The organism is Nocardia sp. CNS-044 (assembly GCF_059570515.1).
The window spans coordinates 523,713-543,825 of record NZ_JCANSX010000006.1; the positions used below are offsets into that span (position 1 = coordinate 523,713).

General features: G+C 69.2%; 15 protein-coding genes. 4 read left to right on the forward strand and 11 right to left on the reverse strand.

What is annotated here, in order from left to right; translation table 11 throughout:
• Nucleotides 1–63: 63 nt before the first annotated feature.
• Both T333_RS11055 and T333_RS11060 read left to right on the forward strand, forming a co-directional pair.
• A complete protein-coding gene (locus T333_RS11055) occupies nucleotides 64–1,227 on the forward strand; it encodes a VWA domain-containing protein (protein ID WP_496424389.1) in 1,164 nt (387 codons plus the stop codon).
• A 49-nt stretch (nucleotides 1,228–1,276) separates the two neighbouring features.
• Nucleotides 1,277–3,412 carry an ADP-ribosylglycohydrolase family protein gene (locus T333_RS11060; protein WP_496424390.1) on the forward strand — a complete coding sequence of 712 codons (2,136 nt, stop codon included), beginning with the start codon at nucleotides 1,277–1,279 and terminating at the stop codon, nucleotides 3,410–3,412.
• A 108-nt stretch (nucleotides 3,413–3,520) separates the two neighbouring features.
• Here T333_RS11060 and T333_RS11065 read toward each other — a convergent pair whose 3' ends face one another.
• From T333_RS11065 to T333_RS11115, 11 genes are all read right to left on the reverse strand, one after another.
• Nucleotides 3,521–7,702 carry an nSTAND1 domain-containing NTPase gene (locus tag T333_RS11065; RefSeq protein ID WP_496424391.1) on the reverse strand — a complete coding sequence of 1,394 codons (4,182 nt, stop codon included), beginning with the start codon at nucleotides 7,700–7,702 and terminating at the stop codon, nucleotides 3,521–3,523.
• A gap of 181 nt (nucleotides 7,703–7,883) precedes the next feature.
• On the reverse strand, nucleotides 7,884–10,433 hold the full coding sequence (locus tag T333_RS11070) for an ABC transporter permease (protein WP_355001773.1): 2,550 nt from the start codon (nucleotides 10,431–10,433) through the stop codon (nucleotides 7,884–7,886).
• 31 nt (nucleotides 10,434–10,464) lie between these two features.
• The gene (locus T333_RS11075; RefSeq protein WP_355001774.1) at nucleotides 10,465–11,241 is read right to left on the reverse strand and encodes an ABC transporter ATP-binding protein; all 777 of its coding nucleotides are present in this window, start codon (nucleotides 11,239–11,241) and stop codon (nucleotides 10,465–10,467) included.
• Between the two features lie 115 nt (nucleotides 11,242–11,356).
• The gene (locus T333_RS11080) at nucleotides 11,357–11,743 is read right to left on the reverse strand and encodes an Rv0313 family protein (RefSeq protein WP_355001775.1); all 387 of its coding nucleotides are present in this window, start codon (nucleotides 11,741–11,743) and stop codon (nucleotides 11,357–11,359) included.
• 144 nt (nucleotides 11,744–11,887) lie between these two features.
• Entirely contained in the window at nucleotides 11,888–12,079 is a 192-nt protein-coding gene (locus T333_RS11085) for a type II toxin-antitoxin system RelE/ParE family toxin (RefSeq protein ID WP_496424392.1), read from the reverse strand.
• A gap of 40 nt (nucleotides 12,080–12,119) precedes the next feature.
• Complete coding sequence (locus T333_RS11090; protein WP_067791578.1) at nucleotides 12,120–12,698, reverse strand: TetR/AcrR family transcriptional regulator; 579 nt, start codon at nucleotides 12,696–12,698, stop codon at nucleotides 12,120–12,122.
• Between the two features lie 24 nt (nucleotides 12,699–12,722).
• Complete coding sequence (locus T333_RS11095; RefSeq protein ID WP_496424393.1) at nucleotides 12,723–14,192, reverse strand: FAD-dependent oxidoreductase; 1,470 nt, start codon at nucleotides 14,190–14,192, stop codon at nucleotides 12,723–12,725.
• A gap of 28 nt (nucleotides 14,193–14,220) precedes the next feature.
• Complete coding sequence (locus tag T333_RS11100; protein ID WP_496424394.1) at nucleotides 14,221–14,655, reverse strand: carboxymuconolactone decarboxylase family protein; 435 nt, start codon at nucleotides 14,653–14,655, stop codon at nucleotides 14,221–14,223.
• Nucleotides 14,652–15,521, reverse strand: a complete 870-nt coding sequence (locus T333_RS11105; RefSeq protein ID WP_496424395.1) for an NAD(P)-dependent oxidoreductase — start codon at nucleotides 15,519–15,521, stop codon at nucleotides 14,652–14,654. Before T333_RS11105 ends, T333_RS11100 begins: the two co-directional genes overlap by 4 nt.
• Complete coding sequence (locus tag T333_RS11110; protein WP_357250807.1) at nucleotides 15,518–16,270, reverse strand: SDR family oxidoreductase; 753 nt, start codon at nucleotides 16,268–16,270, stop codon at nucleotides 15,518–15,520. The genes T333_RS11105 and T333_RS11110 overlap by 4 nt, the downstream gene beginning before the upstream one ends.
• A 47-nt stretch (nucleotides 16,271–16,317) precedes the next feature.
• A complete protein-coding gene (locus T333_RS11115) occupies nucleotides 16,318–17,784 on the reverse strand; it encodes an aldehyde dehydrogenase (protein WP_355001780.1) in 1,467 nt (488 codons plus the stop codon).
• 242 nt (nucleotides 17,785–18,026) lie between these two features.
• On the opposite strand from T333_RS11115, the gene T333_RS11120 reads away from it, so the two are divergent.
• Nucleotides 18,027–19,229, forward strand: coding sequence for a cytochrome P450 (locus T333_RS11120; RefSeq protein WP_496424396.1), 1,203 nt, complete (start codon nucleotides 18,027–18,029; stop codon nucleotides 19,227–19,229).
• On the forward strand, nucleotides 19,230–20,003 hold the full coding sequence (locus tag T333_RS11125) for an SDR family oxidoreductase (protein ID WP_496424397.1): 774 nt from the start codon (nucleotides 19,230–19,232) through the stop codon (nucleotides 20,001–20,003).
• Nucleotides 20,004–20,113: the final 110 nt, after the last annotated feature.

Below are 20,113 nucleotides of genomic sequence, written 5' to 3' on the forward strand. Positions count from 1 at the left end.
GACGTGGCGGTCACCTTCGGTCGTCATCCGGAGCGGCGGGAAACGGCCGGAAGGAGGCGGGACATGAGTGAGGCCGGGGAGGAATTCGCACGCCGGTGGCGACTTGTGCTCGGGGCCGCGGCCGAGCCCGAGGTCGGCGGACTCGGCGGCGCCGACGACGTGGCCGTCGATCGTGCCCTCGGCGCCCTCTACAACACCGGCGACGAGCCAACCTCCGGGAAACGTTCCGGCAGTCTCGGCGATTCGGCGCCGCGGGTGGCGCGCTGGCTCGGTGACATCCGCACCTACTTCCCGTCCAGCGTGGTCGAGGTGATGCAGCGCGACGCCATCGACCGCCTGCAACTCACCGAACTGCTGCTGGAGCCGGAGCTGCTCGCCGCCGTGGAACCCGACGTGCATCTGGTCGGCACGTTGCTCAGCCTGAACCGGGTGATGCCGGAGACGACCAAGGCGACGGCGCGCACCGTGGTCGAGCGGGTGGTGCGCGAGATCGAGCAGCGCATCGCCACGCACACCCGCACCGCCGTCTCCGGCGCGCTCAACCGGGCGGCGCGGGTCAGCAGGCCGCGGGCCCGAGACATCGACTGGGACCGCACCATTCGGAAGAACCTGGCGAACTACCTGCCCGAGCACCGCACGGTCGTCCCGGAGCGGCTGGTCGGCTACGGCCGCAACACCCAGAGCGTGCGGCGCGACGTCGTGCTGGCCATCGATCAGTCGGGGTCGATGGCCGCGAGCGTGGTGTACGCCTCGGTGTTCGGCGCGGTGCTCGCGTCGATGCGGGCGCTGCGCACGTCGCTGGTGGTCTTCGACACCGAGGTCGTCGACCTCACCGATCTGCTCACCGACCCCGTCGACGTGCTGTTCGGCACCCAGCTCGGCGGCGGCACCGACATCAACAGGGCGCTCGCCTACTGTCAGACGCTGATCGCCCGCCCGGCCGACACGCTCTTCGTGCTGATCTCCGACCTCTACGAGGGCGGCATCCGCGCGGAGATGCTGCGCCGGGTGCACGCCATGCGGGAATCAGGTGTGCAGGTGGTCGTCTTGCTCGCCCTTTCCGACGACGGCGCACCGGCTTTCGACCACGACAACGCCGCCGCCCTCGCCGCGCTCGGCGTTCCGGCCTTCGCCTGCACGCCCGACCGCTTCCCCGACCTGCTCGCCGTGGCGCTGGATCGCGGCGACGTCCGATCCTGGGCCGACGTGAACGCCGGAAAGCCATGAGACCGTTCTAGACTCGTCGAGGTCTCGGCACGCTGGATGGGGGGCACGGATGTTGCGCCGTGGTGAGGTGTTCGCGGGCTACGTGATCGAACGCGAGCTGGGACGCGGCGGCATGGGCGCGGTGTACGCGGCGCGCCATCCCCGGCTGCCGAAGACGACCGCGCTGAAGCTGCTGCACCGGGAGATGTTCGACGACGCCGAGATTCGGCGGCGGTTCGAGCGCGAGGCAGACCTGGTCGCGCAGCTGGACCACCCGAACATCATCACCGTCTACGACCGCGGCATCGAGGACGAGCGACTGTGGATCTCGATGCAGTACGTGGACGGTCAGGACAGCGCCGCGGCGCCGCCGAGCGACATGTCGCCGGAGCGGGTCGCGCAGATCGTCGTGCAGACCGCGGGCGCCTTGGATTACGCGCACGCCAGGGGCGTGCTGCACCGCGATGTGAAGCCCGCCAACATCCTGCTGTCCCGTTCCGCGGGCGTCGGCACGGGCTTCGACGAGCGGGTGCTGCTGACCGACTTCGGCATCGCCAAACTGCTCGACGACACCGCCGGGCTCACCCGCACCGGCAACCTCACCGCGACCCTCGCCTACGCCGCGCCGGAGCAGCTGACCAACGCGCCGCTGGACCACCGCTGCGATCAGTACGCGTTGGCGTGCACGCTGTTTCGTTTGCTCACCGGCGCGGGACCGTACGACGGCCCGAATCTGCCCGCCGTGCTCTTCGGGCACCTGCACGGCCCGATCCCGTCGCCGCGCGCGGCGCGGCCGGAGCTGCCCGCGCGCCTGGACTCGGTGCTCGCCAGGGGAATGGCGAAGGACCCCGGCGACAGGTACGACTCATGTGGGGAATTCGCCGAGGACGTCGTCCGTGCCTTGCGCGACAAGGCGCCAACAACCGACCAGTCACTGGCCGAACCCCCCGCGCGACCGACGCCGAGCGGCCCGCAGGCCCGGCCGTGGTCCGAGCCGCACGCGCGGCCCACCGCTCCCGACGTGACCATGCACGCGGCCGACTTCCGCAGGAACCTGCGCACCCAGGACGACGTGGTGCACGGCTGTCTGCTCGGCGGCGCCATCGGCGACGCACTCGGCGCGCCGGTGGAAAACATGCTGCTGCACCACATCCGGCAGCGGTACGGCCCACGGGGTATCACCGGCTCGCCGGAAACGTACGAGGGCAGAATCTCCGAGGAGACCCAGCTGACGCTGTTCACCGTCGAGGCTCTCGTCAGAGGCTCGGTACGGGCGCGGTCACGCGGTATCGGCGGCGCGACGCTCGGCATGATGCAGCAGGGCTTCCTGGTGTGGTTGCAGGGGCAGGGCGTCACCATCCCGGAGCAGGAGTTCCGGCCGCACAGCGCGCTGGCCGCGCACCCGGAGTTGATGGGATACCGCGGCATCACGCAAGCCGCCTACACCGCATTGCAGAAGGCGGCGGCGCGGCGCGAACCGGCCCGCCCGCTGGGCACCCGGACCGAGCCGATCAACGATTCCAAGGGCTGCGCCGCCGCGGTGCGCGTGGTGCCCTGCGGCTTCGGCTATGCCGTGGACCGGGCAGGTGACGCACTGGAGCACGTCTTCGAGTTGGGTTGCGACGCTGCGGCCCTCACCCACGGACACCCCAGCGGCTGGCTGCCCGCCGGAGCGGTGGCCGCGCTGATCTATCTGCTCGGCCGCGGCGCGGAACTCGACGCCGCGCTCGACCGGGTCCGCGCCGAACTGGCCCGCCGCGAGCACCACGAGGAGACCTCCGCGGCGCTCACCGCGGCCATCGAGCTGGCCGCCGCCACCGCGCGCCGCACAAGTGCGATGCCGCAGCCGGAGGACTTCGACGCGCTCGGGCGCGGCTGGATCGCGCCCGAGGCGCTCGGCATCGCCGTCTACGCGGCGCTGTGCGCGCAGTCCGTCGGCGGGATGCCGGAGGACATCTTCCGCCACGGAGTTTTGTTGGCGGTCAACCATTCCGGCGACAGCGACTCCACTGGCGCGTTGTGCGGCAGCATCCTCGGCGCCCGCCACGGCCGCACCGCGATTCCCGAACCTTGGCGCACCGCGCTGGACGTCGCGCCCATCATCGACCGCCTGGCCGCCGACTACTGCACCGAGTTCGGCCCGACCCCGCCGCGCGACAGGCACGGCGAGCCCACGGCCGAATGGCACGCCCGCTACCCGGGTTGACGGCCCGCTCCGGCACGAAGCCGGATATCTCCAATTCCTCTGGAGTCGTCGTCGATTCAGTACACCGAATGCCGGGCGCTGAATGGGCCCGATGCGGGCGGTCGTGGTTTACCCACCTTCTTCGCCCACGATCGGGAGATCCGGGCAGACCTTTTCATACTCGATGTCGGGCGAGACCCATTCGTTCCATGTCTCCCGGCTCATGTTGTAAGTCATCTTGGCGCAAAGCTTGTCGGTGTCGAACGTCGACCCCGGCCAAATTCTGATCGTCTTGTCGGCGCCCGCGGAGAAGATGCTTGCGCCGTCCGGTGTGAAGTCGACGTCCGCGATCATTCCTGCGTGGCCGATCATCGCGGGGCCGATCTGCCGCTGCGATGCGACATCCCACAGCCGGACATTTCCGTCCACACTGCCACTCGCCAGTATCTTTTCGTCCGGGCCGAACTCGACATCCATCACCCAGCCGTCGTGCCACATCGGATCACCGATCTGTTCCCCGGTGTCCACGTTCCACAGCCGCACCGACTTGTCGAAGTATCCGACCGCGAGCCGACGACCATCCGAGCTGAAGGCGATAGCGGACACCCACCCCGCGCCCTCCATCGACTTCCCGACCCGCAGGCCCGTCGTCGCATCCCACAATCGCACCACCCAGTCCGCGCCCCCGGCCGCGAGTACCTTTCCATCACGACTGAACTCAGCGGACAGGACCCCCTTGGCTTCGTCCAGTGACGGGCCGATCGGTCGCATCGACGGCAGGTTCCACAGCTGACCGGACGATTCCGTGAACGACGCCGCTATGCGATCACCATTGGTGAGAGCTGCCTTCGTCTCGGGCGGGAAAGGAATCGGCGCACCGACCGGCGCACCGGTATTCGCATCCCACATTCGTAGATGGCTCGTGCTGATCGACTCGAGTCGCCTGCCGTCGGCGCTGTAAACCGCACCCTCGAGGGCATCGCCGCGGACAACGGGACCCACCTGTTTGCCGGTGTCGATCTCCGACTGGCTGATCGTCCCGTCCACCGTGCTCGACACGATGCGCCTGCCATCCGGGCTGATCGCAACCCCGATCACCGGGCCTTCGCGGTACACAGTGCCCGTGTTTCCGATCCATTCCCGCACCGTGGCATCGAGACCGCCGGAAACGATCCGTCGCCCGTCGCGGTGGAAAGCGACACTGGTGACCGCGGATTCGTGCCCGCGCAGCGCTTCACCCACCGGGTGCCCGGACGCCGCATCCCACGTTCGGATCGTCTTGTCCTCGCTCGCGGAGGCGAGTCGAGCGCCGTCGGGACTGAACGTCACATCTGCGATCACCGCGGTGTGTCCGCGCATCGGTTCGCCGATCGGCAGGCGGGTGCGCGGATCCCAGATCTGGATCGTCGTGTCCGTGCCCGCCGAGGCGAGCCGGGCGCCGTCCGGACTGAACGCGACACTGTTCACATTGAACTGGCCAGTCGGGATCGCACCGACCGGCTGCCGCGATGTGGGGTCCCACAGCCGGATCGCGCCGTCCAGGCCACTCGAGGCGATCAGACCGGCGGCACCGAACGCAACCGATATGACCTCTTTCTCGGATCCGGACATCGGCTCGCCGATCGGTCGCCGTGACTCGGTATCCCACAACCGCACGGTCTTGTCCACGCCTCCCGAGACAAGCGCGCTCCCGTCGGGACTGAACGCGACACTCGTGACTGGCCCGCTATGCCCACGCATGGGCTCGCCGATCGGGTGTTGCGTTTCCGCATCCCAGAGTCGCACCGTCGCGTCGCGGCCGCCGGACAGTATGCGCCTGCCGTCCGGGCTGAAGGCGAGTTCGTTCACCTCGCCCTTGTGCCCGGTCATGACATCGCCGATTCGCTGCCAGGTTCCCGCGTCCACCAGTTCGATCGCGTTGCCGCGAGTGGTGACGATCCGACTGCCATCCGGACTGAACTTCACGCTGGATGTACTAGCGCCGTTCAAGCCGTAAATCTTGGTTACGTTGCGCGTCTGGTGGATCGCATTGAGTACGGCGAAGCGGTCATCGGACTTCGACGGAAAGCTGCTGGCGGCCAAGGCCATCTGCATTCCCAACACGTCGTCGCTCATGCCCGGCCACGATTCGCTCAGCATGAGCTGAGATTGCGCGCCCAGCGACGCCGCCGACGCATCTCGCGCATTCGAGCGTGCCCGATCCTCCGCGCGCAACGCCCGCACGAATCCGACCGCCGCCACCACCGCCACGACGACCACGACGATCAACACCGCCCGCAGAATCCTCGACCGTCTGCGCAACATGCGGGCATTGCGCTCCGCGTCCTCCTTCGCGCGACTTTCCGCCGCCGCCAACGCTTCCGCCGCCTCCTGCCGGTCCCTGGCCGCCCGCAGCTCGGCCTCCCGATGCTCCTGTTCTTCGGCGAGTAACCGGTCTTCGTGCTTTCGCGAGGCCGACAGGAACTCCCGCACGTCCTCGAGCCGGTCCCGGAATCCCGGTTCGACGACCAGCGATTCGGCGTCGGCGAGCCTGCTGCCCGCCAGCAGCCACTCGTCGTGGCGTCCGTTGCGATCCCAGGCCAGCGCCGCTCGCTCCAGATTGACGGCATCTTTCAGGTCGGCGGCCTCGATCCGCAGCCACTCGGCCAACGCGTCCCATTGCCGCAGCAGGCTTTCGAGGGCGACCTCGACCACGATCTCACCGTCGCGCTCGTCCCGGACGAGCAGCCGCTGGGCGATGAAACTCTCCAGCAATGGACGACTGGGCGCGGGCAGGTCGAACCAGCGCGCGACCCGGCGCATCGGCTGGTCGTTGTCCGGGTCGACGGTCGCCAGCCACGGCACGAACGCCGTCCGCAGCACCGCGAGTTGTTCCTGTCGCACCGCGGGATCGACCGCGAGCAGCTCGTCGACCTCGCTCTGCACGACGCGGCGCAAGCCGCCCATCGCCTCGTATTCGGCGAGAGTGATCTCGCCATCGCCGTAGTCCTGGTACAGACGCGCCAAGGTCAGCGAGAGCAGCGGCAGGGTGTCCGCGCCGTGCGACCAGTCGTCGAGCAGCCGGTCCACCAGGTCCGGGGCGAAGGCGAGCTTGCTGCCCGCTTGGCGCGCCCGCCGCGCAGGGCCGCAGATGACCTCTTTGAACTGCGCCTGTGGCATCGGTTTCAGGTCGTCGAACGGGCGGACCGCGACATCGGCCAGTTCCGGCGCGGTCTGCAGCGGCTCGTACCGGTCGGCCCGAATGGTCGCGACGACGACGATCGACATCGCGATGTGCGGATCGAGCAGCTCGCCGACGAGGGCGAGCAAGGCCCGAGCTTCCTCGTCGGCGTCGACGCCGAACAGCTCCTCGGCTTGGTCGAGGGGAAGCACGAGGGTCGGCGGCTCGTCGTCGGTGGGATCGACTATTTGCTCTCGCGCTGCCCGCTGCGCCTCGGCAAGCCAGCCCCGCACCCGTGCCACATCGCGGATGCCCTCCTTGATGACACCGAGACTCGGTTGACGCAATCCCAGATCGACGCGGAGCCGGTGAACCGTGTGCGCCAGCCCGCCGTCGCCGGTCAGGGCATAGCGCTGCGGCCGCACGATCCCGGCGGGCAGGTAATGGCGATCGTCGCGGTGCAAGCGCGGCAACAAACCCGCGCGCAGGAACGACGACTTCCCGACCCCGGACGGTCCGAGCACGACGAACAACTGACCGACGCCGGAATTGCGCAGTGCTCGGATGACGGTGAGCGCCCGGCCGATCTGCGCGTCGCGGCCGAAGTACACGGCAGCGTCCACCGCTTCCAGCGGCTGCCAGCCGCGATAGGGCGCCCGTTCCGGGTCGTCGGGCGGCGGCCAAGCGAAGGTGTCCGCGCCGATGCCCGCCGCCCGCAGTCCGTCACGCAGCCGCAGCAGGCCTTCGGTGCGGAATTCGACCGGCGGACCGTCGTCGACGGAGATCGAGGTGTGCGGCCCCGCGCCGAACAGATCGCACCGTTGCCATTCGCTGGTGATGTCCCGGCCCTTCAGCGGCTGCAATCGAACCGCGAAGATCGGCTTGCCCAGCGTTTCGGCAGACCGATACTCGACCTTGCACTCGTGCGAGGCGTCCCAGTTCTCGGACAGCAAGCAGATGACGGCCTCGCAGCGCTCGCTCGCTCGCCGCAGGGCGTCCTTCCAGCGGACACCGGCGCGAATCCCGGTCCGCCGATCCAGATCGAGGAAGATCTCGTCGGCGAGGCCCGGGTCCGCCTCGACGAGCCACGCCTTCAGCGCGACCGCTTGCCGCGTGTCCCGGCTCGAATGACTCAGGAAGACCCTGGACATACCGGAATCATGCGGCGCCGCGGTGCGCCGGGCGCGAGTAGTTCGCTACTCGTCTCAGCCTTGGCAACTATGTCGCAACCTGCGGACTGGCCCGGCTCGAAAGCCGGGACCAGGCCTAGGCGTATCTCCGCCTTCGCTCCGGCCATGCGCAGGCTATCGGCGGAGCGTCCGGCTGTGTCGACTAGATGTCCGCGATGGCGGCCAGCGGTGGGGTGCGTGCGGCCCGGATGCCCGGCCACAGCGCGGCGAGCACGCCGACGACGGCCGAGGAGATCAGCACCAGGACCAGCTGGGTCCACGGGATGTCGATCTGGTCGATGCCGAAATCCCGTAGCGTGCGCAGGAATCCGATGCCCAGACCGATGCCGAGGACCACGCCGACGAGGGCGCCGAACACCGCGATCAGCATGGACTCCAGGTAGATCGTGCGGCGAATCTGCGAGCGCATGGTGCCGACGGCGCGCAGCATGCCGATCTCCCTGCGCCGCTCCACCACCGAGAGCGCGAGCGTGTTGATGATGCCGAGGATGGCGATCACCACGGCCAAGGCGAGCAGGCCGTACAGGATGGCGAGCAGGGTGTTGATCTGGCGGCCCTGCGCGCCCTTGAACTGCTCGCGGTCCTGCACCTGAACGACCGCGAATTGATCGGTCGCCTTCGCCAGGTCGGCGCGCATCGCGGCCACGTCCGCGCCCGGCTTCGCGTTGACGAGCACATAGAAGTTGTTGCGGAACGCGGTCGGCGTCACCGCTTCGAAGATCGCGGGCGGCACCACCAGGTCGCCGAGCAGCGGCGTCTTCTTGTACACGCCCGCGATGGTGACCGGCACCTTCTGATTGCGGTCCAGCGTGGTGAGCTCGATCTGCTGACCGGCCCGCCAATCGTGCTGGGCCGCCTCGTCGTCGGAGACCAGGATGCCGCGCTCACCGAGGGTGCCCGTGCCTTGCAGGATCTCGTAGTTCAGCGCGCTGTCGATCGGACCGTCGGGCGCGACGCCCGCCAGCCGATCGTCACCGACCTTCACCGCGACGCCGCGGAAGCCGATCACCTCGGCGGCCTCCGGCACGCCGGCGCGCACCGCGTCCGGCACGCCCAGCGGCAGTCCGATCAGCTGGGACTGCTGCGGGCCCGCGAGCACGTACTCGGACTTGACGCCCTTGTCGACCAGCACCGCGACGCTGGCCTTGGCCGACGTGCCGAGCATGCTGATCAACGACACCAGCATCAGGCCGAGGGTGAGCGCGAAAGCCGTCGCGGCCGTGCGGCGCGGATTGCGCGCCGCGTTGTTGCGCGCCATCCGGCCGATCGGCCCGAACGGGCGGATCAGCACCCCGAGGCCGCCGACCACGGGACGCGACAGCGCGGGCGAGGCGAGCAGCACGGCGAGGATCAGCGCCAGCGCGCCCGCACCGACCGTCGCCGCGGCGCTGCCGCCCGTCGAGCGGGAGCCGAGCAGCACGAGCACAACGCCGACCACGGCGAGCACCGCGCCGACGGCGGTGCGGATCCGCAACGATTCACCGGCGGAAGCGAATTCCTCCCGCATCGCCTCGACGGGCGGGATCTTCGCCGCCCGGCGCGCGGGCGCGTAGGCGCTGATCACGGTGACGACGAGACCGACAACCAGTGCGACGACCACCGTGCGCGGCAGCACCGCCATGGAACCGGTGGGCAGGCCGAGATCGAAGGCGTTGAGCACCGCCGACAGCCCGAACGCCAAGCCGACGCCCGCCGCGAGGCCGATCACGCTGCCGATCGCGCCGATGACCAGCGCCTCGGCCACCACCGAGCCGCCGACCTGCCCGCTGCTGGCACCGACCGCCCGCAGCAGCGCCAGCTCGCGCAGCCGCTGCGCGACGATCATCGCGAAGGTGTTGTAGATGATGAACGTGCCGACGATCAGCGCGATCGCGCCGAACGCGAGCAGGAAGTAGTTGATGAAGTTCAGCGCCTGGGAGACCTGGGCTTTCATATCGGCGCGCACCTGCTCGCCGTTCTGCACCTTGAAGTCCGGCAGTGCGGCGGCGATCCGGTCGCGCAATTCGTCGCCCGAGCCGGAGGCGGCGATGTCGATCCAGGCGACGTGCGTGCCGTCGGTGAACAGCTGCCTGGCCTGCGCGTCGTCGAAGTAGAGGCCGATGAATCCACCGGTGTCCGAAGGCAACTCGTAGATGCCACTGACGGTGACGTCGAGGACCGGCCGCTGCTGGGTGCTCTGCGACGGGATCAGGAGCTTGGTCCGATCCCCCACCTTCAGACCGGCGACCTCGGCGCCCCCGCTGTTGATCGCGACCTCCCCCGCCTTCGTGGGCGGCGTGCCCGCGACGAACGTCGGCGGTTCCGCGACCGCGTGTTCGGGCGGGACGTAGGACTCGCCCCAGCTGGGCGCGCCGCCGGTCTGCACCGGCTTCTTGCCCTCGGGGTCGAGCAGCACCAGCGGGCCGTTCACGCTCGGCGCGACCGCGCGCACGCCGTCCATCCCCGAGACCATGTCCACCACGCCGAGCGGGACGCCGAAGGACTGCTGTTCCTTCGGGCTCACCCGCACGTCGACGCCTTTCGCCTGGCTGGCGAACAGGCCGTCGAAGGTGCGCTGCAAGGTGTCGGTGAAGACGAACGAACCCGCGATGAAGGCGGTGCCGAGCACCACCGAGAGCAGGGTCAGCGCCAACCGGACTTTGTGCGCGGCGAGGTTGCGGAGCGCGACCTTGCGCATCGGACTGCCGTTCATCACGCTTCCCCCCGCCCGACGACCGCGGTCCTCATGCCTGCTCCAGCGACTTCATCCGGTCCAGCACCGATTCCGCGGTGGGATCGCGCAATTCGGAGACGATCCGGCCGTCGGCGAGGAAGATCACCCGGTCGGCGAAGGACGCGGCGTGCGGCTCGTGGGTGACGATCACGACCGTCTGGCCGAACTCGTTCACCGCGGCGCGCAGGATGGACAGCACCTCCTCCGAGGCGCGCGAGTCCAGGTTGCCGGTCGGCTCGTCGCCGAAGATGATCTCGGGCTTGCCCGCGAGCGCCCGCGCGCACGCCACCCGCTGCTGCTGGCCGCCGGAGAGCTCGCTGGGCCGGTGATCGAGCCGGTCGCCGAGCCCGAGCCGCTTGATCACCGTGTGGAGCCAGTCCTCGTCGGGGTCGCGGCCCGCGATGTCCAGCGGCAGCGTGATGTTCTCCAGCGCGGTCAGCGTGGGCACCAGGTTGAACGCCTGGAAGACGAAGCCGATGCGGTCGCGGCGCAGGCGGGTCATCTGCTTGTCGGTGAGGTCGGTCAGATCGGTCTCGCCGATGCGCACGGTGCCGGAGCTGGCGCTGTCCAATCCGGCCAGGCAGTGCATGAGGGTCGATTTGCCGGAGCCGGAGGGCCCCATGATCGCGGTGAACTCCCGCTTCGCGAACTCGACCGACACCCCGTCCAGCGCCTTGACCTGGGTATCACCCGACCCGTACACCTTGGACAGGTCGGCGGCACGCGCCGCGATCTCGGTCGGCGTCACCGTCTCGGCGGTCTCGGCCCCCACAGCTTGCGAAGTCATGCCCTCCAGTCTGTCTGCGAACCCCGCCCCGCGCCATCAGGGATTCCCCCGAATACCCCGGTCGTACGGCTCAACCGATCGGCGCGGACCGCCACCACTTCTTCAGCGTGCGCCGTCAGGGGGCATCCAACACGCTCGCCGGAACGCCGTAGGGCAGGAACCGCACCCGACGCTGTGGATCGGTGTTGTCGCGGTGCGCGCGTAAGGCCTCGAGTTCGCTCGGGAAGACCTGGTCGACCCTGGCCTCGCCGGTGTCGTCGATGCTGTAGATCGCCCAGACCCCGCTGCCGGTCTCACCCGTGGTCTCGGGTTGCGGTGGACGTGACCGCTCCGGTTGGACGAACTGACCGAGAAACGACGCCACGGAACCGACGCTCGCGTGATCTACGCGATCCAGGTACACGCCTGCTTTCCCGAGCAGGTCGCGGAGCTCGGTTCCCGCCTCACGCAGTGCGCGTTCGATATCTTCCGGATCGATGCCGAAAGGCCCGTTGTCTGGCATCGCATGCTCCTGGGGACGAAGTTGGGCGCTACGTCCTCAGTGTCCTCGCGAAACGCCGACTTCGCCACGCCGACCTCACCCGTCCCCGACCGGCGCCTCGACGCCGGGGGCGGAGCCCGGACCACGAGCGCCGCCCAGGGCGGGTCACAGGTGAGAGCCCACGTCCATGCGCTGGTGGAGGATCCGGATGACCTCGAGGTCGGCGTCGGCGTCGATACGGTAGCGAATGACAATGGGAGGCCGCGATCGCGAGTTTGCGGTAGCCGGGGCGGATCTCGTCGCAGGCGTGACCGATGTCGGGTGTCGCGGCGGCGGTTTCGATCGGATGCGCCGCACCGAGCTGTTGGCCTGGTCGGCGTCCCACGTCTTGCTGTGTCTACTTCAGGATGAGGAGCGCGGATTTCTCTATGCGGTCGGCGATTTCGGAGTAGGAGGCGTAGCCCATGCCCGCGCGGACGAGGGCGCCCGCGTAGAGGAGTTCGAGGGATTCGACGATGTCGGGGTCGGCGTCGGGGCCGAGGGCGCGCAGGATGCGTTTGCGGATCTCGGCGCCGATGCGGTCGCGCAGGTGCGCGACGTCGGGGTCGCGACCGAGGAGTGCGCTGGTGACGGCGCCGGAGAGTTCCTGCTCGTCGGCGACGAGCATGGCGATGTTGCGCAGTTCGGCGACGACGCGGTCGTGCGGGTCGTCGGATTCGCTCGCCGGTGACGGCGAGGCGACGAGCCGCCGCCAGAAGATCTCCGCGACCAGGTGTTCCTTGGAGGAGAAATAGGTGTAGGCCGTGGCGGTGCCGACACCGGCGGCCGCGGCGACCAACCGGATGGTCATGCCCGCGAAGCCCTCGCGGGCCAGCACCTCCACGGCCGACTTGGTCAGTTTGTCGACAGTGTCGGCCTGTTTCCCGCTGAGGCGACGCCGGGTCGCCTCCAGCATGATGGAATCACCTTCGGACATGTGTCCAGACACTATCAGTCCCCATCAGTTCTTGGCGGCCGCCACCCCGGCCCTGCGACCGTAGAAGCTGCCGTCGCCGAGCGAGGCCCCGCTGACGTATCCGCCCGCGCACAGCCCCGAGGTACAGCGACCCGCCGCGTACAGTCCGGCGATCGGTTCACCGGAGACGTGCAGCACCCGCGAGTCCAGATCCGTGCGCAGCCCGCCGAGGGTGAATCCCGCGGTGAAGTTGCGCATGTCGAAGGCCGCCAACGGCGTACCGATCGGGCGCACCCACTCCGGCTTCTTGCCGAGCAGCGGATCCTTGCCGTCGGCCGCGTGCCGGTTGTAGGTCTCGACGGTCGATTGCAGCGCCTTCTCCGGCAAGCCCATGTCGGCCTCGAGCTCGGCGACCGATTCCGCCACCCAGGTCGGTGGCTGCCGGAAGAAGGGCGTCGCGGTCACGGTCTTCAGCGCCGCCTCGTAGGACGCCTCATCGATCACCAGGTACGCCTGGTTCTCCTGCTGGATCAGCGTGGCCTGGCCGATCCGGCCGGGATAGGTGTCCTCCGGGATGTAGCGCTGGCCGCGCCCGTTCACCAGGATGCCGCGCACCAGCAGCTGTGGATCGCCGAAGAAGGCGACCTCGGTGGCGTCCATGTGCGCCAGGTCCGCGCCGAGCGCCTGCGCCACCCGGATGCCGATGCCGTCGTGCTCCTCGATGGCGGCGGCAGGCCTGCCGATCAGGCGCGGCGCGTATCCCTCGATCATCTGCGCGGCGTAGGCGAAACTGCCGGTGGCCAAGACGACGCCGCGTTCGGCCCGGATAGCGACCTCCTTGCCGAAGTGCGCGGCGACCACGCCGACCACCCGATCGTCGTCGTCCACGATCAGCCGACGGATGCGCGTGTCGTATTCCACTCGCACACCGAGCTTTTCGGCCGTCTCGGCGAGCGGCTTCATGAGCATGTAGCCGCCGCTGCGCTGCCCGATCCGTTTGTCGGCGTACTGGGGGACGTGTCCGCGCGGCGCGGGCGTGGCCAGGGTGTTGAACGGCGCGGCGTTCTCGCCGCCGGAGTACATCAGGCCCTCGTCGTGCGGCGGCTCCCAGCCGGGCTCGCCCCAGAACGCCTCGCGGAACGGCACGCCGCACGAGACGAGCCAGTTGTAGTGCTCGACGCTGTTGCGGCAGTAGTCCGCGATCTTGGCCGAATCGACGCCCGGCCCGAGCGCGGCGAGCAAGAACTTCTCCATGTTCTCCGGACTGTCCTCGAACCCGAGCGCGCGCTGCAACGGCGTGCCGCCACCGAGGTAGATGAACCCGCCCGCCATCGCCGCGGCGCCGCCCCATCCGCCGGAGCGTTCCAGGATGAGCACGTCGGCGCCCGCCCGCGCCGCCTCGATGGCGGCGCACACCCCGGCGATGCCGTACCCCGCGACGACGACATCGGCGGAGTGTCCCCATTCGGAGACTGCACTGGCGCGCAGTGGACGGATGGACTCGGCGTCGGTCATATTCGCTTCCTCGTGGTTCGGTGCGATGTCACGCGGTCTCGGACTTGTCGGCGGCGGCCCGCGCGGCTTTCTTCTGCTGCGCCACGATTGTTCCCACCAACAGGTCGAGTTTGGTGCCGTTCGGCCAACCCACGTAGTGACACAGGAACAGCGCGATCTCGTGCAGCTGCTCCTCGGTGAGTTCGCCGTTGCGCAGCGCGGCGCCGATCTGGATGCCCGCGGTGTCCATCAGACCCTGCGCGGTCAATGCCCCCAGCAGGAGCAGACGGCGGTCCCGCACGCTGAGCCCGGGCCGCGACCACACGTTCGCGAAAAGGTGATCGGCGGTCATGGCGAAGTGATTGCCGGGGTAATCCTGGAATTCAGTGCCGTAGACCTCGGCCATCTTGGCGAGGCCGCGCTGCCGGACGGTGTCTCCCGTGCCGTTGGCATCGTCGGCCGCGCCATTGGCGTTGTCGGTCATGAGTTCTGCCTTTCGAAGGTGTTGTCGCCGACGCCGAGGCCGGGACCGAGGCGCTCGAGCGCGAGGCGGGCCAGCGGCAGGTCGAGCGCGAGCCGGTCGCCGAGTTCCAGGGCAAGGCCGAGGTCCTTTTCGCCGAGGTCACGCACGTGGCGCAGGATGGGCAGCCAGAAATCGTCCGGTTCGATCGGGGCGGTGCGGTCGCGCAGCATGATGGCGCCGGGGCCGCCGGTGACCGCGTCGGAATGCCGGACGATCTTGCCCAAGGCGGTGATGTCGAGTCCGGCGGCCTCGGCGAGCCGTTGCGCCTCGGTGGCGGCGGTGAAGGCGACGAAGTGCAAAAGGTTGCGCGCCAGCTTCATTCGCGTCCCCGCGCCCACCTCCCCGGCGTGCACGACGAGATCGGCGAAACTGCCGAAGGGCTCGCGCACCCGCTCGAACGCCGTCGCGCTACCGCCGACCATGACCGCGAGCCGACCCAGTTCGGCGCCGGGTCCGCCGCCGCTGACGGGCGCGTCGACGAGATCGATGCCGCGTTCGGCGCAGGCGACCGCCAGTTCTTCGGCGGTCCGGTCGGCGATCGTGGAGTGCACCGCGATCACGGTCCCCGGCGCGGCGGCGCCCGACAGTTCGGTGACCACGGCGCGCACCTGCGCGTCGTCGAGCACCGCGACGCAGACGATGTCGGCGGCCGCGGCGACCCCGGCGGCCGAATCGACGGCCGCCGCACCGGCTTCGGCGAACGGACGCACCGCCTCGGGCCTGGTGTCGCACACCGTGAGGCCGCCCGGCCAGGCCAGCAGCCGCTTGGCCATCGGCGCGCCCATATTGCCGAGGCCGACGAATCCGACGCGCAGCGGTGCGTTCATGAGCGGAAGATCTGTCCGCCGTCGACATTGAAGATCTGCCCGGTGACCCACGCGGCGTCATCCGAGAGCAGATACAGGCAGGCGCCGACCAGATCCTCCGGCGTGCCCATCCGTTTGAGCGGCAGCCGCTTGATCATGTCGTCCACGATGACGCCCGGCGTCACGGTCTTGGTCGCCTCGGTGTCGATGGGCCCGGGCGCGATGGCGTTGATACGGATCTTGGAGCCGCCGAGTTCGAAGGCCAGCTGCTGGGTGAGTCCGTTGACGCCGACCTTGGCCAGGCCGTAGAAGCCGGAGTACACCCAGGCCGCGGTGGACGACTGGTTGACGATCGAGCCGCCGCCCGCGCGCACCATGTGCTGGAACACCGCCCTGGTCATGTTGAGCGCGCCGTCCATGTTCACCGACATGAACTTCTTGTAGTAGTCCCACGGTACGGTCAGCAGCAGGTCGAGTTTCATCTCGCCGTAGATGGCGGCGTTGTTCACCAGGTGGTCGATCGCGCCGAACTCGCCGACGGTGAATTCCGCGAGGGCCGTGGCGGATTCGGGGTCGGCGACATCTACCTCACCGAACACCGCGGTGCCGCCCGTCGCCGCGATCTCGGCGGCGACGGACTTGCCGCGCTCGACATTGCGATCGGCGACAACGACTTTCGCACCCTCCTCGGCCAGCGCCTTGGCGTAGACCGCGCCGATGCCCTGCGCGGCACCGGTGACTATGACGGATCTTCCGGCGAAACGCCCCATGGGGTCCTCCACAACTCTCTGCCGATCGGCTTGCGTTCCAGCGGATTTCATCCCGCGGTCGCGATCAGCTTGGTTTCCAGGTATTCCTCGAACCCGGCCACGCCCATCTCGCGGCCGATGCCGGACTGCTTGTAGCCGCCGAACGGCGCGTCGGCGGAGTACCAGACGCCGCCGTTGACGCTCAGCGTTCCGGTGCGCACGCCCTCGGTGACGCGCCGGATTCGCTCGGGATCGGCGCCCCACACCGAGCCGGACAGCCCGTAGGGCGAATCGTTGGCGATGCGGATGGCGTCCTCGTCGCCGTCGTGCGGGATGATCACCAGCACCGGGCCGAAGATCTCCTCGCGCGCGACCGTCGCGCTGTTGGGCAGGTCGGCGATCAGCGTCGGCTCGACGAACCAGCCGCGCTCCCGTTCGGCCCGACGGCCGCCGACCACGATCCGCCCGCCCTCGGCCCGCGCCATGTCCAGGTAACCGAGCACCCGATCGCGTTGACGCCGCGAGATCAGCGGCCCGCATACGGTGCCGGGGTCGGTGGGATCGCCCGGCACGATCCGGCCCATGGTGGCCGCCGCCACCTGCACCGCCTCGTCGTAGGACGCGCGCGGCACCAGCAGGCGGGTGGTCAGCGCACAACCTTGCCCGGCGTGCACGCACACCGAAAACGCCGCGACGCCGACGGCTCCGGCGATGTTCGCGTCGTCGAGCACGATGAACGCGGATTTGCCGCCAAGCTCGAGGAAGGTCTTCTTCAGAGTGGGTGCCGCGGCGGCCATCACCAACCTGCCGGTCTGGGTCGAGCCGGTGAAGCTGACCAGGTCCACCCGCGGGTCGACCGAAAGCCGGGCGCCGAGAGCGTGATCCGACGACGTCACGATGTTCACCACGCCCGGCGGGATATCGGTCTGTTCGGTGATGATCGCGCCGACCGCCGCCGCGCACCAAGGCGTGTCGGGAGCGGGCTTGAGCACCACCGTGTTTCCGGCCGCGAGCGCGGGACCCAGTTTGGCGAAACCGATCTGATGCGGGAAGTTCCACGGGGTGATGGCGCCGACCACGCCGATCGGTTCGCGGCGCAGCGTCCTGCGAGTCTTGATGCCCATCGGCTCGGCGACGCCGAGATCGGTTTCCCACTGGTAGTTTTCGGCGAGATTCGCGGGAAAGGCCAAGTCCGCGATCGGCCCCTCGAGCTGCGGGCCCTTGGTGAGCATGACGGGCGCGCCCGCCTCGGCGACGGTGATCTCGCGCAGCGCCTCGACCTCGGCCTGGAGAGCGACGCGCAACTGCGCCAAGCACCGGGCGCGGAAGGCGTGGTCACGGGACCAGTCGGTGTCGTCGAAGGCGGCGCGCGCGGCGGCGATCGCGTCGTCCATATCGGCGGCGTCCGCGTTCGCGGCGAGCCCGAGGGTCTCCTCGGTCGCGGGGTTCACCGTCTCGAACACGCCGTCGCCGCCCTGGCGGAGTTTGCCGTCGATCAACAGGCGCGACCCGTCGGCGGGCAGGAGACTGTTCATGGTTGCTCCGATACTGTCTGGACAGGTGTACGGAATATAGTCCGGGCACGCTCCACGATGCAAGAACATGTTTCACTATCGACGATCGACGCGACGCCGACCCGGTACTGGATACGACCGATCCATTGTCTCGATATTCGAGCGCTGGTAGTGTCCAGACACATGTCCAGCTATGTGTCTTCGCGGACGGCGGCTTTCGCTGCCCGGCGCGAGAACTCGTTACGGAATCATCGGAGAGCACCATGACGGCAGCCTCGTTGGAACCGCTGACCTTCGACCCGTACGACTACGGCTTCCACGACGACCCGTACCCCACCTACCGTCGGCTGCGGACCGAGGCGCCGCTCTTCCACAACCCCGATCTGGACTTCTGGGCGCTGTCCAGGCACGCCGACGTGACGGCCGGATTCCGTGATGCCACCCGGCTCTCGAGCGCCAACGGCGTCTCGCTCGACCCGGCGGCGTGGGGACCGCACGCGCACCGGGTGATGTCCTTCCTGGCCATGGACGATCCGCGGCACATGCGGATGCGCAAGCTGGTCTACAAGGGCTTCACGCCGCGCCGGGTCGCGGAGATGGAGGAGCGCGTCCGCGAGATCACCCTCGCCTACCTGGAGCCCGCGCTCGCACGCGAATCCTTCGACTGGATCGAGGATTTCGCGGGCAAGCTGCCGATGGACGTGATCTCCGAACTGATGGGCGTTCCGGAACAGGACCGCGCGGAGATTCGCCGCCTCGCCGATCTCGTGGTGCATCGCGAGGACGGCGTGCTGGACGTGCCGATGGCCGCGGTGGAGGCCTCGATCGAACTGTTCGGCTACTACACCGACATGGTCGCCGAGCGCCGCCGCGATCCCGGCGACGATCTGGTCTCCGCGCTGCTGGACGCCGATATCGACGGCGACCAGCTCAGCGATCAAGAAGTCATCGGCTTCATGTTCCTGATGGTGGTCGCGGGCAACGAGACGACTACGAAACTGCTGGGCAACGCGTTGTACTGGGCCGCGCGGCACCCCGCCGAATACGCGAAGGTGGTGGCCGAGCCCGGCCTGGTGCCGGACTGGGTCGAGGAGACACTGCGCTACGACACCTCCAGTCAGATCGTGGCGCGCACCGCCACCGTCGACCTCGACTACCACGGCGCGACAATTCCCGCGGGCGCCAAGGTGCTGCTGCTGATCGGTTCGGCCAACCGCGATTCCGCCGTTTTCGACGACGCCGACACCTACCGCATCGATCGACCCGACAAGGGCAAGCTCGCCAGTTTCGGTGCGGGCGTGCACTTCTGCCTCGGCGCCCACCTTGCTCGCCTGGAAACCGTTGTCGCCCTTCGTGAATTCGTCGCTCGGGTGCCCGCCTACCGCGTCGCCGACAGCGGCATCGTGCGCGTGCACTCGACCAATGTCCGCGGCTTCGCCGCCCTTCCCCTGACCGTGGAGAGGTAGATGCCCCGCTACGAACCCCACCCCGACCGCAGGCCCTCGCTGATCGCGGGCGCCTCCTCCGGTATCGGCGCCGCGACGGCGCTCGCGCTCGCCGAACTCGGCCACCCGGTCGCGCTCGGCGCACGGCGCGTCGAACTGTGCGAGGAGCTGGCGGCCAAGATCCGCGCCGACGGCGGCGCCGCCTACGCGCACCGGCTCGACGTCACCGACGCGAACTCGGTGGACGAGTTCGTCACCGCCGCGGAGCGCGAGCTCGGACCCACCGAGATCCTGGTGTCCGGCGCGGGCGACATCGAATTCTCGCTGGTGCAGGAGATGGACCCCGAACGTTTCCTGCGCCAGGTCCACGTGCACCTCGTCGGCGCGCAGCGGCTGGTGCACCGGGTACTGCCCGGCATGCTCGAACGGCGGCGCGGCGACGTCGTGCTCATCGGCTCCGACTGCGCGCCCGAGCCCCGGCCGCGCACCGGCGCGTACAGCGCGGCCAAGGCCGGACTGGAGGCGATGGCGGTGCAGCTGCGAATGGAGTTGGAGGGCAGCGGGATTCGCGCCTCGGTGGTGCGGCCCGGACCGACGCTGACCAACATGGGCATGGACTCGACGCCGGAAGTCGTCGGTCCATTGCTCGAGGACTGGAAGGTGTGGGGGTTCGCCCGACACCCGCACATGCTGCGCGCCGGTGATCTCGCGGCGGCGGTGGTAGCCGTGGTGTCGGCGCCGCGCGGGGCGCATCTGGTGCTCGTCGAGGTGCAGCCCGAGGCGCCGCTGCGCTGAATCCGCAGCGCAGCGGCGCTCGATATCCAGCGCTGCGGCGCCCTGTCCGGCAGAGCCTGGCGTGAGACAATAAGAACGTGTTCTAATTCCACACCGAGGGACGCGCGCGG

Bases quoted from the DNA above. Each gene is read 5' to 3' on its own strand.
- T333_RS11055 (WP_496424389.1), top strand. From the start codon at position 64: ATGAGTGAGGCCGGGGAGGAATTCGCACGCCGGTGGCGACTTGTGCTC.
- T333_RS11070 (WP_355001773.1), bottom strand. From the start codon at position 10,433: ATGAACGGCAGTCCGATGCGCAAGGTCGCGCTCCGCAACCTCGCCGCG.
- T333_RS11125 (WP_496424397.1), top strand. From the start codon at position 19,230: ATGCCCCGCTACGAACCCCACCCCGACCGCAGGCCCTCGCTGATCGCG.
- T333_RS11080 (WP_355001775.1), bottom strand. From the start codon at position 11,743: ATGCCAGACAACGGGCCTTTCGGCATCGATCCGGAAGATATCGAACGC.
- T333_RS11120 (WP_496424396.1), top strand. From the start codon at position 18,027: ATGACGGCAGCCTCGTTGGAACCGCTGACCTTCGACCCGTACGACTAC.
- T333_RS11095 (WP_496424393.1), bottom strand. From the start codon at position 14,192: ATGACCGACGCCGAGTCCATCCGTCCACTGCGCGCCAGTGCAGTCTCC.
- T333_RS11115 (WP_355001780.1), bottom strand. From the start codon at position 17,784: ATGAACAGTCTCCTGCCCGCCGACGGGTCGCGCCTGTTGATCGACGGC.
- T333_RS11065 (WP_496424391.1), bottom strand. From the start codon at position 7,702: ATGTCCAGGGTCTTCCTGAGTCATTCGAGCCGGGACACGCGGCAAGCG.
- T333_RS11075 (WP_355001774.1), bottom strand. From the start codon at position 11,241: ATGACTTCGCAAGCTGTGGGGGCCGAGACCGCCGAGACGGTGACGCCG.
- T333_RS11090 (WP_067791578.1), bottom strand. From the start codon at position 12,698: ATGTCCGAAGGTGATTCCATCATGCTGGAGGCGACCCGGCGTCGCCTC.
- T333_RS11105 (WP_496424395.1), bottom strand. From the start codon at position 15,521: ATGAACGCACCGCTGCGCGTCGGATTCGTCGGCCTCGGCAATATGGGC.
- T333_RS11060 (WP_496424390.1), top strand. From the start codon at position 1,277: ATGTTGCGCCGTGGTGAGGTGTTCGCGGGCTACGTGATCGAACGCGAG.
- T333_RS11110 (WP_357250807.1), bottom strand. From the start codon at position 16,270: ATGGGGCGTTTCGCCGGAAGATCCGTCATAGTCACCGGTGCCGCGCAG.
- T333_RS11100 (WP_496424394.1), bottom strand. From the start codon at position 14,655: ATGACCGACAACGCCAATGGCGCGGCCGACGATGCCAACGGCACGGGA.